The sequence below is a fragment of the Pseudomonas sp. TAE6080 genome (assembly GCF_018732265.1).
In the GTDB taxonomy this organism is placed as follows: Bacteria; Pseudomonadota; Gammaproteobacteria; order Pseudomonadales; family Pseudomonadaceae; genus Aquipseudomonas; species Aquipseudomonas brenneri.
In genome coordinates, this window is record NZ_JAHIDY010000025.1 from 1 (window position 1) to 11,962 (window position 11,962).

12 protein-coding genes are annotated in these 11,962 nt (G+C 60.3%); 6 read left to right on the plus strand and 6 right to left on the minus strand.

Features of this window, described 5'->3' with window-relative positions; all coding sequences use genetic code 11:
* A partial coding sequence (locus KL786_RS18475) for an ABC transporter ATP-binding protein (protein ID WP_215518527.1) occupies positions 1 to 506 on the minus strand: 506 nt, incomplete at its 3' end.
* Positions 507 to 859: 353 nt separating this feature from the next.
* On the opposite strand from KL786_RS18475, the gene KL786_RS18480 reads away from it, so the two are divergent.
* A complete protein-coding gene (locus KL786_RS18480) occupies positions 860 to 1,615 on the plus strand; it encodes a TetR/AcrR family transcriptional regulator (protein WP_215518528.1) in 756 nt (251 codons plus the stop codon).
* Positions 1,616 to 1,817: 202 nt separating this feature from the next.
* Here the strand turns inward: KL786_RS18480 and KL786_RS18485 are convergent, their stop codons facing one another.
* Together KL786_RS18485 and KL786_RS18490 are read right to left on the minus strand one after the other, a co-directional pair.
* Positions 1,818 to 2,882: an FUSC family protein gene (locus KL786_RS18485; RefSeq protein ID WP_215518529.1), complete on the minus strand. Its 1,065-nt coding sequence runs from the start codon at positions 2,880 to 2,882 to the stop codon at positions 1,818 to 1,820.
* 103 nt (positions 2,883 to 2,985) lie between these two features.
* Positions 2,986 to 4,611, minus strand: a complete 1,626-nt coding sequence (locus KL786_RS18490; protein ID WP_215518530.1) for an NADP-dependent glyceraldehyde-3-phosphate dehydrogenase — start codon at positions 4,609 to 4,611, stop codon at positions 2,986 to 2,988.
* Between the two features lie 140 nt (positions 4,612 to 4,751).
* Here KL786_RS18490 and KL786_RS18495 point away from each other — a divergent pair, with 140 nt between their 5' ends.
* Positions 4,752 to 5,618 (plus strand): Dyp-type peroxidase, encoded by an 867-nt coding sequence (locus KL786_RS18495; RefSeq protein ID WP_215518531.1) that lies wholly within the window; start codon positions 4,752 to 4,754, stop codon positions 5,616 to 5,618.
* A 38-nt stretch (positions 5,619 to 5,656) separates the two neighbouring features.
* On the opposite strand, the gene KL786_RS18500 is transcribed toward KL786_RS18495, so the two are convergent.
* The gene (locus KL786_RS18500; protein WP_065943113.1) at positions 5,657 to 6,178 is read right to left on the minus strand and encodes a DUF3087 family protein; all 522 of its coding nucleotides are present in this window, start codon (positions 6,176 to 6,178) and stop codon (positions 5,657 to 5,659) included.
* A gap of 154 nt (positions 6,179 to 6,332) precedes the next feature.
* Entirely contained in the window at positions 6,333 to 6,575 is a 243-nt protein-coding gene (locus KL786_RS18505) for a DUF6555 family protein (protein ID WP_032861322.1), read from the minus strand.
* A gap of 161 nt (positions 6,576 to 6,736) precedes the next feature.
* Here KL786_RS18505 and KL786_RS18510 point away from each other — a divergent pair, with 161 nt between their 5' ends.
* The 4 genes from KL786_RS18510 to KL786_RS18525 all read left to right on the plus strand — a co-directional run bounded on the left by KL786_RS18510 (position 6,737) and on the right by KL786_RS18525 (position 10,770).
* On the plus strand, positions 6,737 to 7,570 hold the full coding sequence (locus KL786_RS18510) for an arylamine N-acetyltransferase family protein (RefSeq protein ID WP_215518532.1): 834 nt from the start codon (positions 6,737 to 6,739) through the stop codon (positions 7,568 to 7,570).
* 145 nt (positions 7,571 to 7,715) lie between these two features.
* Positions 7,716 to 8,084 carry a c-type cytochrome gene (locus KL786_RS18515; protein ID WP_215518533.1) on the plus strand — a complete coding sequence of 123 codons (369 nt, stop codon included), beginning with the start codon at positions 7,716 to 7,718 and terminating at the stop codon, positions 8,082 to 8,084.
* A 77-nt stretch (positions 8,085 to 8,161) separates the two neighbouring features.
* The gene (locus KL786_RS18520) at positions 8,162 to 9,490 is read left to right on the plus strand and encodes a D-arabinono-1,4-lactone oxidase (protein WP_215518594.1); all 1,329 of its coding nucleotides are present in this window, start codon (positions 8,162 to 8,164) and stop codon (positions 9,488 to 9,490) included.
* Positions 9,491 to 9,558: 68 nt separating this feature from the next.
* On the plus strand, positions 9,559 to 10,770 hold the full coding sequence (locus KL786_RS18525) for a DSD1 family PLP-dependent enzyme (protein ID WP_215518595.1): 1,212 nt from the start codon (positions 9,559 to 9,561) through the stop codon (positions 10,768 to 10,770).
* Positions 10,771 to 10,882: 112 nt separating this feature from the next.
* Here the strand turns inward: KL786_RS18525 and KL786_RS18530 are convergent, their stop codons facing one another.
* The gene (locus tag KL786_RS18530) at positions 10,883 to 11,821 is read right to left on the minus strand and encodes a SphA family protein (RefSeq protein ID WP_215518534.1); all 939 of its coding nucleotides are present in this window, start codon (positions 11,819 to 11,821) and stop codon (positions 10,883 to 10,885) included.
* Between the last annotated feature and the right edge of the window lie 141 nt (positions 11,822 to 11,962).

Consider the following 11,962-nt stretch of genomic DNA (forward strand, 5'->3'; position numbering starts at 1 on the left):
GCGCCCACCAGGGCCCGGGCAATCGCCACCCGCTGGCGCTGGCCGCCGGACAGGTCGGCGGGGCGATGATGGGCCCGTTCGGCCAGGCCTACCTGCTCCAGCATATGCAGGGCGCGCGCCACCGACTCCTGGCGCGATACGCCGCGATAACTCAGGGGCAGGGCGACATTGTCCAGGGCGCTGAGGCGTGGCAGCAGGTTGAAACTCTGGAATACAAAGCCGATCTGCTGGTTGCGGATGGCAGCCAGTTGATCCGGCGTGGCGTTGAAAATGTCATGGCCGGCGAAGCGATAGGCGCCGCAGTCGGGCAGGTCCAGCAGGCCGAGGATATTGAGCAGGGTACTTTTGCCGGAACCGGAGGCGCCGAGGATGCCGCAGCTTTCTCCGCGGGCGATGGACAGGTTGACGTCATTGAGAATGGCCAGGTGCTGTCCGGCCAATTGATAGCTTTTACCGATGCCTTGCAGAGAAATAAAGCCTGGGAGCGTTGGGGTATCTGTCATCATGACTACGCCTTGCGCTTTGGCAATCCGGCGCATCCTGAAAATATTTGTAACATCTTCAGAGCCTGCGGTGCGATTGCCAACAGCTGGTTTTTATTCTTTTTTTAAAAACATTGTTTGAATAGTAACTGTGATCCAGCGGCTTCGCCAGCTACAGACATAGAGCGGTTTTTCGCGTGAAAGAGCCGATGCCAACCGCTGGAAAACGCCTGGGGCTACTCTTTGGAAACCGTTTAAAGGGCGACCAGCAATGCGTTTGGATAGTAGGGTGCAGTGTCACTGCTTGCTTTCGCACACCCGCCCCGGTATAAAAAATCAAATTTTTTTTTAAAACATATTTCCCCTGTGGAACTTATATGGTCGCGAAGAAACTCAGCGCTCCAAATGTAACCAAGACTCGACTGCTGGATGCGACAGAGGCTCTTTTCATCAAGTACGGCTACGACGCCGTGTTGTTGCGGCAAATCACCGAGAAGGCCCAGGTCAACCTCGCCGCGGTAAATTATCATTTCGGGGACAAGGACTCCCTGATGAAAACATTACTGATGCAGCGCCTGGAGCCGCTCAACGAGCAGCGCCTGGAGTTGCTTGCCCGCTGCGAGGCCGAGTCTGACGGCCCGCTCGATTGCGATACTTTGCTCGGTGTTCTGTTCGCCCCGGCCATGGGCCTGGAGCGCAGTGATCCGGCCAGCGGTGAAGGGCGCTCCTTTATCCGCTTCCTCGGCCGGGTCTACAGCGATACTTCGCCGTTCATCCAGGAATACCTCAAGGTCCACTACCAGCCAGTGTTCCAGCGCTTCTTCGAAGCCTTCGCCCTGGCGTTGCCCGACCTGCCGCGCAATGAGCTGGGGGTGCGTCTGCAATTTGCCCTGAAGGCGATTTCCGGGGTGATGGCGGGTACCGAACTGCGCCTGCTGATGAACTCCATGAGCCTGGGGCGCCCGGCCACGGACGCGGAAGTCATGGCCAAGCTGATCACGCTGGTCTCGGCGGCCATTCGTGTGCCGCAGCAAAGCCCGGAAGCCGAAACCGCGCTGGCGCGGGTACTCGATACCCAGCGTGCAATTCGCGAACAGTCCACCATGCCGGCCAGCAGTAAAGTCGCGCGCTGATCCATTCAACACAAGCAAGTACGGGAGCAGGACAGCTCCCGTGCTGCTTATTAAATCGCGCGCAAAAAAAAGCCCGCTGGGGCGGCGGGCTTGATATGCAACGTTTGTAACGGATGAGGCTTCACACTACGTCTGGGGATGTGAATAAAACGTGAAAAAAATGTAAGAACAATTGTAGGAATGTACTTTTGCGTTAAAAACTTCAGATCTTCCAGGCCTTGGCACTTTTCGCCAATCGTGCGTGCATCGCGTCGACATTGGCTGCCAACTGCGCGGTCAATAACCGATAGCCATCCAGCGCACTGTGCACCGGAGCCTCCAGGGCTGCTTGTGTATCAGGCACCGCCTGGCCGGTACGCTCCAACCGCTGTGTGGCGCCTGATTGCAGGGCCCGCGCCATCCCGATCAGCTGCACGCGAATCTGCCGATGTTGTGTCTTGAGCGCCAACTGCACGCGCGCCATGGCCTGCTCATCCCGTGGATCAGGGCGGGTATTGCCGAGAATTTCCAGCGTGCTGATGCACAGGCGCAAATGCCGTTGGATCGCGTCCAGCTCGGTCATGGAGATCCGCACTTCCTTGGACACCGATGGCATCAGCGAACGCAATTGCAGCATCGCCGCATTCAGGCGATTGAGCAGCTTGAGGTGCTCATCATCGGTGACCGACTGGCCGCTGATGATCCGGCTGTAGAGCGTGGCGCAATCACGCAGGGCGCTGGCCAGGTTATAGCGCCAGGAATACACCGCATACAGCGGCAGGGCGAAGGAAAACGCCAGGGCCAGGGCGATGCCGATCAAGATGTCGACGGTGCGCCACAGGCCGTCGGACAGGGGGTTATCCCCGTGGCCGGCGACGATAAACACGGTGATCCCTGATAGCAGCGCGGTGTACCCACCCTTGCCGATGGCGTGATAGGAAAAGAAGCCGCATACCACTGACATCAACAGGTAGGTCAACAATGGTTGGCCAAGGTAAGCCTGCTGCGCCACCAGCAGCAGGCCAACGCTGGCACCGATCAGCGTGCCATAGGCCCGCTCCACGGCTTTTTTGCCGATATTGCCGTGATGCTGCAAGCCGCCAATCACGACCAGCATGGTCACCGACGCCCATTCACCGTGGGGCAGGTTGATACCGGTGGTCAGCAGAATGGTTGCGAGCAGGCCGATTGAAACCCGTATGGCGTGGATCAGCTTGGCGTGACGATAACGACGATAGGGATCGAGCAGTGGCCGCAACAGGCGGCGGGCGAAGGGCGGCAGATTCATCGGGATTAAGAGGGCCTCATCTGGATGTGGGAGCAGGCATGCCTGCGAGAACATCACCTGTACTGAGGTGCCTGCATCGCGGGCAAGCCCGCTCCCACAGGGGTTAGAAAATATAGTCGGTAGTCAGGAAGCTCGACGCCCGGTCACGAATGATATCGCTGATCAGCGCCTTGTTGCTGTCCTGGAACTTGGTTGCCACCAGGGTGCGGATTGAAAACACCCGCAAGGCGTCATGCACCGACAGTGTGCCCTCGGCCGAGTTCTTGCGGCCATTGAACGGGAACGTATCGGGGCCGCGCTGGCATTGGGCGTTGATGTTGATCCGGCCCACCTGATTGGCGAAGGTGTCCACCAGGCGCCCGACCTGTGCCGGGTCGGTGCCGAAGATACTCAGTTGTTGGCCGAAATCCGATTCCAGGACGTAGTCGATCACCGTGTCGAGGTCGCGGTAGGGCACGATGGGCACCACCGGGCCGAACTGTTCCTCGTGATACACGCGCATCTGCGGGTTCACCGGGTACAGCACCGCCGGGTAGAAGAACGAGCCACGGCTGGCACCGCCATTGGGGTTCACCACCCTGGCCCCGTGTTGCGCGGCATCGGTCACCAGGCCGTTGAGGTAGTCGACCTTGCCTATCTCCGGCAACGGTGTCAGCGACACACTGTCTTCCCAGGGCATGCCCGGTTTGAGGGTGGCGAGTTTGTGGTTGAACTTCTCGATGAAACGCTCGACCACGGCTTCATGCACAAACAGGATTTTCAGCGCGGTACAGCGCTGGCCGTTGAAGGACAGCGAGCCGGTGACGGCTTCGTTGACCGCGTTATCCAGATCGACCTCCGGCAGTACAATGCCGGGGTTTTTCGCATCCAGCCCCAGTGCTGCACGCAGGCGATGTGGGCGCGGGTGCAGTTTCTTCAAATCGCTGGCGGCCTTGTTGGTGCCGATAAACGCAAAGATATCCACCTTGCCGCTGGCCATCAGTGCACTGACCGTCTCACGGCCGCTGCCATAGATGACGTTGATGACACCGGCCGGGAAGCTGTCGCGGAAGGCCTCCAGTAATGGACGGATCAGCAGCACACCGAGCTTGGCGGGCTTGAACACCACGGTGTTGCCCATGATCAGGGCCGGGATCAGCGTGGTGAAGGTTTCATTGAGCGGGTAGTTGTAGGGGCCCATGCACAGCGCCACGCCCATGGGTACGCGGCGGATTTGCCCCAGGGTGTCCTGCTCCAGTTCAAAGCGGCTGGAGCGACGGTCCAGTTCCTTGAGGGCATTGATGGTGTCGGTGATGTAGTCGCAGGTGCGGTCGAATTCTTTCTGGGAGTCCTTGAGGTTCTTGCCGATTTCCCACATCAGCAGTTTCACCACGGCATCGCGCTGTTCGCGCATGCGCCGCAAAAACGCCTCGACGTGCTGGATACGCTCGACCACGCGCAGGGTTGGCCATTGGCCCTGGCCACGGTCATAGGCGCGCACTGCGGCGTCGAGGGCGAGCAGAGCGGTCTCGGCATCCAGTAGCGGCGTGCTGCCGATAATCACCGCAGTGTCGCCGTCAGCGCCCGCCAGTTGGACTGGGCTACGGACCTGGGCCAAGGGGCCATCCCAGATATGCAATTGGCCGTCGACCAGGTAGTCGCGTTGCTCGATGGGGGCGGCGAGGCGAAATTGTTCGGGAATGTCATCGGCGGTGGGAAACAGATTGGCAAGCAGGTGATTGGTGGTCATGTCGCTACCCCTGGAGTGGTTGCACAGCTTGGGTCAGAGATTCCCCCATCCGAGGGCTCTGTTGCAAGGCTTACACGTATTTCCCTACGCACAGTGGGGCTGTGCCGGGTAAACTACGCGGCTTTCTTGAAGGAGTTCATATGAGTCAGTACCAGCCGGGCATTCTTGCCGCACCGGTGCCGTTGCAGGCACGCCATCTGTTTTTTACCGTCGAGTCCATCGACGCTGTGCCGGCAGCGCTCGACGCATTGGTGCAGTTGGTCGACTCGGCAGTGGTGGTGGGTTTGGGTGAGCCGCTGGTCAAGGCACTCGGCGCGCACATCGAAGGGCTGCGCAGCTTCCCGCACACCTCGGGGCCGGGCGCCAACAACCCGTCGACCCAACAGGCCTTATGGTGCTGGCTGCATGGTGAAGACCGGGGTGAATTGCTGCTGCGCAGCCGGGCCTTTGAAAAAGCCCTGGCGCCGGCGTTTCGCCTGGTGCAGATGACGGAAGGTTTCCGCTACAAGACCGGCTTCGACCTGACCGACTACGAAGATGGCACCGAAAACCCCCACGACGATGCGGCAGTCGAAGCCGCAGTCGCAGGCAGCGGCGCCAGTTTCGCCGCGATCCAGCAATGGCAGCACGACCTGGACGGCTTCGCCGCCCTGCCGGCCCAGGAGCGCGACCACATCATCGGTCGTCGCCATGGCGATAACGAAGAGCTGGACGACGCTCCAGAGTCCGCCCACGTCAAGCGCACCGCCCAGGAGAGCTTCAGCCCCGAAGCCTTTGTGGTGCGCCGCTCCATGCCTTGGGCGGAAAATGGCCAGGCGGGGTTGATGTTCCTCGCGTTCGGTCACTCTTTCGACGCCTTTGAGGCCCAATTGCGCCGCATGAGCGGCCTGGAAGACGGGATTGTCGATGGCCTGTACCGCATCAGTACGCCGTTGACCGGTGGCTACTACTGGTGCCCGCCGCTCAAGGATGGGCATCTGGACCTGAGCGTGATCGTCGCCGTCTGATCCCTCCTGCAGGAGCCCGCAAGCGGGCTCCTACAAGATCAACTGTCCTTCATGGCCTCCAGCCACGCCGGGTCCAGGCGCGTTTGTTCTGCCTTGATCCCCAGCGCCTTCATCTGCGCCTTATGTTGTTCGATCTCGCTGACCAGTTGCACCTGTGCGCTGGAATTGGCATCCAGGTCGTGCATCTGCGTCAGTCCCAAGTGATAGAACCGCAGCAGCTTCATCGCTGTCGGATCGTTGGCCTGTGCCCGCTCGGTCACCTTGTGCATGACGTTCGTCACCCGCATCAGGTTGCGCTTGAGCTGCCAGCCATAGATCGCCGGCGCCAGCCAGGCCTTTGACCAGAGCGGACCACGCACCAGGGCAATGGTCAGCACGACGCCAGCCACCACACCACCGACATTGAAGCGAAAGTTGTCGCCGCCGGGCTCGCCAAACAGCATCACGGCCAGGCTCGACAGCAACATGGCCAGGGCAATGAAGATGACCGCGACGATCAATGTGCTGCGGCGGGTCTGCTGACGATAGGTTTGCGGATCGACAGGTTTGATCTCAAACATGCGGGGGGCAGTCTCCATGAGCCAAGTAGGGTTATTGCGCGGGGCGGCATCTTCTCATGGTTTGTGGTTGGGCGTGGGAAAGTTGAACGATGCCGGAGATGGGGCCCTTGGTGATCGGCCAGGTTCAACAACCCCATCGCTGGCAATTCACCGGCTACAAGTGCTTGGGTGCGATCCAGGTAACCTCGGTGATGCCGTACTTTTCCGCCCATGGCCGGGTGGTTTTCTTGGTGCGCTCATGGCCAGGCCGGCCAATACGCCCGACGTGGGCCACCCCGGCGTCACAGCTGGCCCAGTGCCATGCTTCGGCGTTATTCATCACCTCCGCCCGCACCACAAAGGATTTGGGTTCGCCATGCAGCCTGTATTGGATGGTGTAGATCGTTGCCGTGCTCATATCGCCTCCCTGTTTTGATATGGAGTTGATGCAATCAGGCTCACAAAGGTTCAGAAAGTTTGTGCCGCATTCCTACGCTCGGTTGCTACAGATCTGTATTGGCAGCGACCACGGTTAAGGGTATTAGTGAACCCCTTCGCCTCGCGCCCAAGGATCGCGCCATGTCCCAGGAATCTCCTCGCCTGACCCACAGCCGCCTGTACCTGCAACGCCTGGGGTATGACACCCCGCCAGCGGCCACGCTGGAGACCTTGGCGCAGTTGCAATTGCGCCATGTCACGACCTTCGCTTTCGAAAATCTCTCGGTTCTGTCGCAGCTGCCGGTATCCCTTGATTTGGCCAGGATCGAGGAAAAAATCCTGTTCGAGGGGCGGGGTGGTTATTGCTATGAACTGAACCAGATGTTCCTCGCGTTGTTGCAAGAGCTGGGCTTCGATGCGCGGGGAATCACCGGCCGGGTGGTGATAGGCGGGCCGCCTGATGCACACACCGCGCGTACCCATCGCCTGAGCCTGGTGACCCTTGAGGGTGTGCGTTACATCACCGATGTCGCATTTGGTGGCATGGTGCCGACCAGCCCCTTGCAACTGGACAATCAGGCACCCCAGGCCACGACCCACGAACCCTACCGCCTGACCTTGAGCGAGGGTAGCTACACCCTGTGGGCGCAGGTTGCGCAAGAGTGGCGCGGGCTGTACGTGTTCGACCTGCAGCCGCAGTCGCATTTCGACTATGAAATCGGCAACTGGTATGTCTCGACTCATCCCGACTCACCGTTCATCCAACAGTTGAAAGTGGCGCTGATCGGGCCTGGCCTACGGCGCACGTTAAACAATGGCAACTACGCAGTTCATCATTTAGGCCGTGACAGCGACAAGCGCACGATCACGGATGTCGAGGAACTGTTGGCACTGCTGCAAGAATCGTTTGGCTTGCGCGTGCCCGAACACCCACAACTACGCCCGCGACTGGCGCAATTATTGGCCGATACCTGATGGAGCGGCTCCAGAACCTTCGATGAAAGGGCGGGCCCATCCTGTCCGCCCAAGCCCCCTTTGTGTCCCCCAATACCCTCAACGCCGTGCCGCTGCTGACTTAGTGTGAACCCAGCTCTTCACACACAAAACAGAGAGGGTGGCTATGTGGTCTACGACCCCCCGCCGCATGGGTCTGTTGCTGGCCTTGCTCGGCCTGCTAGCAGCCTGTGACGACAAATCGCAACACCCCCCACCGCGTGCGGTAGCGAGCAACGCGATGCCTTCCGATCCGGCCCTGGCCCAGCTCTACGACAGCAGTTGCAAGCTCTGTCATGCCAACCCGGCCTCCGGTGCGCCGCTGACGGGTGATAGCCAGGCCTGGAGCCCGCGTGTCGCACAGGGCGCGGACACGCTGCTGGACCATACCCTCAACGGCTACAACGGTATGCCGCCGATGGGCCTGTGCATGCAGTGCTCGCAGGAGCAGTTCCTGGGGCTGATCAGTTTTATGGCCGGTGTTCACATCCAATAAGAATAATGGGGTAGGTGATGGTGCTTTCACGCAGGCAACTGTTACAGCGCTCGGCCGTGGCTGGTGCGTTCATGGCAATGAGCAGTAACCCGGCACTGGCCCAGTTGGCCCGGGCGCCGCGGTTGATACCCTGGCGCAACTGGTCGGGGGCACAGAGTTGCCTGCCCCTTGAACGGCTGGCGCCCAAGGACCTGGCAGAGTTGGTGCAGGTCATTCGCCAGGCTCCGGGCAAGATACGCCCGGTGGGCTCGGGGCATTCGTTCAGTGCCTTGGTGCCGACAGATGGCACGTTACTGTCGCTGAGTTTTTTCAATGGGTTGCTCGACCATGATGCCAGCACCCTGCAAGCGACCTTCGCCGCTGGCACGCCCATGTCGCGCATGGGCCCGGCACTCAAGGCCATCGGCCAGGCGCTGCCGAACATGGCGGACATCGACTACCAGACCCTGGCGGGTGCCATCGCCACCTCAACCCATGGCACCGGGGTTGGGTTTACCTCGTATTCCGCCGGTGTCACTGGCCTGCAACTGGTCACGGCCCAGGGCGAGGTGCTGGACTGCGACGCCGAGCGTGAGCGCGAGCTGTTCAATGCGGCTCGGGTGTCACTGGGTGCGCTCGGGGTGACCACCCGCGTGCGTCTGCAAAACCGCGAGCCTTACCGCCTGCGGGAGCGCCAATGGATCGCCAAGACTGAAGAGCTGCTGGAGGACGTGGCGAAAAACACGCGGGAGAACCAGCACTGGGAAATGCTGGTGGTGACGCATTCCGACTACGCCTTGTCCATCGCCCTCAACGAAACCAGCGACGCTCCAACCCCGCCGATCGACCCGGCAGAGGAGGGTGGCAATGAGTTTGTATCGATTATCGAAAACCTCGACAAATATGCCAGCGACTTTCCCGAAACGCGCCGTACGTTGCTCAACAGCCTGCGCTATTTCGCCAGTTTCCAGGAGCGGGTGGCGGAGTCGTTCGAAATCTACGCCAACGTGCGCAATGTGCGTTTCAACGAGATGGAGTATTCGGTGCCTGCTGAGCACGGCCCGGCCTGCCTGCGGGAAATCCTCAAGCTGATCCGCGACAAGGACCTGCGGACCTGGTTTCCCATCGAGTACCGCTACGTCAAGGCTGACGATATTCCCCTGAGCATGTTTGAAGGTCGCGACAGTTGCTCTATCTCGGTGCACCAGCACTACACCATGGATCATCACAACTTTTTTGCCGCCGTCGAGCCGATCTTCTGGAAATACGCCGGGCGGCCACACTGGGGCAAATTGCATACCCTCAACGCCCGCACGTTGCAGGCCCTGTATCCGCGCTGGAATGAGTTCACTCGGGTGCGCCAGGCCCTGGATCCCGATGGCAAATTCCTCAATGCACACCTGTCATCTATCCTGGGAGTTGCCTGATGAATCGCAGACACTTCATGGCCGGCACCCTGGGCGCCGGTGCCTTGCTGGTGGCGGGCGCAGCGTTGCTGCGCCCGACTGACCGGGGATCGCCCTACAGTGAGTATTTTCGCCAGTTGAACCAGCAGCTCAAAGCCCATGGGCCGATGCGCCCGGTGCTGCTGGTCGACCTGGATCGCCTGGACCACAACATCGACATCGTGATGCAATCGGTCCGGCGGGGCGGCAAGCACCTGCGGCTGGTGGAAAAATCCCTGCCCGCACCGGGCTTGCTGGCCTACATCGCCAAGCGTGCGGGTACCCAACGTCTGATGTCTTTTCACCAACCCTTTCTCAACCACGACGCGCAGGTGTTTCAAGGCGCCGATATTCTGCTGGGCAAGCCGTTGCCGGTGCGTTCTGCCGAGCTGTTCTATCAACGCCACCAGGGGCCATTCGATCCTGCCCGGCAATTGCAGTGGCTGCTGGACACGCCGCAGCGCCTGCAACAATACCTGGCGCTGGCCCAGGGGCTGGGGACACGGCTGCGGATCAATATCGAGCTGGATGTGGGCCTGCATCGCGGCGGTATCAGCGATAACGCGGTGCTGGGGCAGATGCTCGGGCTGATCCAGGCGCACCCGCAGCACCTGGAGTTTGCCGGCTTCATGGGCTATGACCCGTTTGTCGGCATGGGCGTGCCGGGCATCCTTGGCTCACCCCAGGCGTTGTTCGATAAGGTCATGCTGCGTTACAACGCCTTTGTCGACTTTACCCGCCAGCAGTTTGCAGGTCTGTGGCATGACGGCCTGACACTCAATACGGCAGGCAGTCCCAGCTATCGGATACATGAGCAGGAGCAATTAAGCAGCGAAGTCTCGGTGGGCACAGCCATGCTCAAGCCCACGCATTACGATTTGCCATCCCTGAGCGAGCATGTGCCAGCGGCCTATATCGCCACACCGGTCCTCAAAAGCACGGGGGCGGTCAATATTCCTGCACTGGACGACAAGTCCCGGTTGTTGTCCTGGTGGGATCGCAACCAGCGCGCCACGTTCTTTATCTATGGCGGTAACTGGATGGCCGAGTTCGAGTCACCCTCGGGGCTGCAAAGCAATGGATTGTATGGCCGCAGTTCCAACCAGGAGATGGTCAATGGCTCGCCGCAGGTGGGCTTGAACGTCGACGACCAGGTGTTCTTGCGCCCGACCCAGACTGAGTCGGTGCTCCTGCAGTTTGGCGACCTGCTGGCGGTGCGTGACGGCAAAATTGTCGAAAGCTGGCCGGTATACACCGGATAACGTTACGCATCCCAGGCAGGAGCCGGCTTGCTGGCGATGACAGCCGTTAGAACACCGCAGGGTGTCAGGTACCCAGCGTCATCGTTAACGGCCATCGCGGGCAAGCCGGCTCCTACAATGCAAACGGAATCGTCAGCTTGGCCCACAACATGTCGCCTTCCGGGCGGTTCTCGACATCAAACTCCTTGGCCCAACGGATCTCCCCGCTGGCGTACTTGAGAAAGGTGAAGTACACCGCCGGTCCAATCGCAAATACCTGGCCCCGTACCCCGTCGTCGACCGCTTCGCCGTAGATAGTGGTGACGGTGCGTCCGTACTGCTTATCGTCAGTCGTCTGCTTGAGGTAGTAGCCGTTGATGCCCAGGCTCACGTTGTCGGTCACTTTGTAGCTGGCCGAGTAATCGAAGTGGAAAATCTGCCCGGAGCGGTAGTCCGTAGCGTGGTTTTCCTTGTTGAAACTGTAGGTGGTCTTGATCGACAGTTCCGTGCGCTCGTTTGGCAGCCACGTTGCCGAAACCAGCGGCTTGTAGGTGTAGAAGTTGTTGCTGGTGTTGGCCAGGCGTGAAGCATCGTATTCACCAGTAGGCACCGTGATCTCCACGGCGGCGGCCAAGGTCAGGTTTTTGCCCATGTCCCACAGGATAATCGGCGCGATAGTTGTGTCACCCATGCTTTCACGTTGGTCAGACATGCCAAACAGCGCCACTTGTTGCTTGAGGTACGGCTGGGCGATGTAGCCACCCAGCCGCCCGCCCAACACCCGCAACGGGCTCAGGTAGTCCAGGCGCGGAATGATCGCGTCCGAGCGGATCTTCACCTGTGGCACCTTGCCCCCGAGCGAGCTGATATCCAGCTTCGTGGCTTCATAGTGGTTGTAGTAGAGGTTGAAGGCGAACATGTGGTCCGGCAGGTGATCGACATCCAGTGGCAGGATGTAGAAGCCGTCGGTACCTGTACCGATATTGTCCACGCCGCCTTCTGTGGCCAGGGTCGACAGGCTGATAAGGGCCAGGGCAAGGGGGAGGGCGGCAAGCGCGCGGGTCGGGTTCATGTCTGGGCTCATTATTATTGTTAGAGGGCCGGCCCTCATTGGAGCCGTGCCCATAGAAATAAGCCCTTGGCGCCCCAGAGGGCAGGGTATTGGCGGCCACATAGGGGGGCTTTGCCGGACACTGTTCATTCAGAGTGCAGC

Excerpts from the sequence above, each read along its gene's own strand:
- KL786_RS18530 (WP_215518534.1), bottom strand. The coding sequence starts at position 11,821 with ATGAACCCGACCCGCGCGCTTGCCGCCCTCCCCCTTGCCCTGGCCCTT.
- KL786_RS18510 (WP_215518532.1), top strand. The coding sequence starts at position 6,737 with ATGTCCCAGGAATCTCCTCGCCTGACCCACAGCCGCCTGTACCTGCAA.
- KL786_RS18505 (WP_032861322.1), bottom strand. The coding sequence starts at position 6,575 with ATGAGCACGGCAACGATCTACACCATCCAATACAGGCTGCATGGCGAA.
- KL786_RS18490 (WP_215518530.1), bottom strand. The coding sequence starts at position 4,611 with ATGACCACCAATCACCTGCTTGCCAATCTGTTTCCCACCGCCGATGAC.
- KL786_RS18520 (WP_215518594.1), top strand. The coding sequence starts at position 8,162 with ATGAGCAGTAACCCGGCACTGGCCCAGTTGGCCCGGGCGCCGCGGTTG.
- KL786_RS18500 (WP_065943113.1), bottom strand. The coding sequence starts at position 6,178 with ATGTTTGAGATCAAACCTGTCGATCCGCAAACCTATCGTCAGCAGACC.
- KL786_RS18480 (WP_215518528.1), top strand. The coding sequence starts at position 860 with ATGGTCGCGAAGAAACTCAGCGCTCCAAATGTAACCAAGACTCGACTG.
- KL786_RS18485 (WP_215518529.1), bottom strand. The coding sequence starts at position 2,882 with ATGAATCTGCCGCCCTTCGCCCGCCGCCTGTTGCGGCCACTGCTCGAT.
- KL786_RS18515 (WP_215518533.1), top strand. The coding sequence starts at position 7,716 with ATGTGGTCTACGACCCCCCGCCGCATGGGTCTGTTGCTGGCCTTGCTC.
- KL786_RS18495 (WP_215518531.1), top strand. The coding sequence starts at position 4,752 with ATGAGTCAGTACCAGCCGGGCATTCTTGCCGCACCGGTGCCGTTGCAG.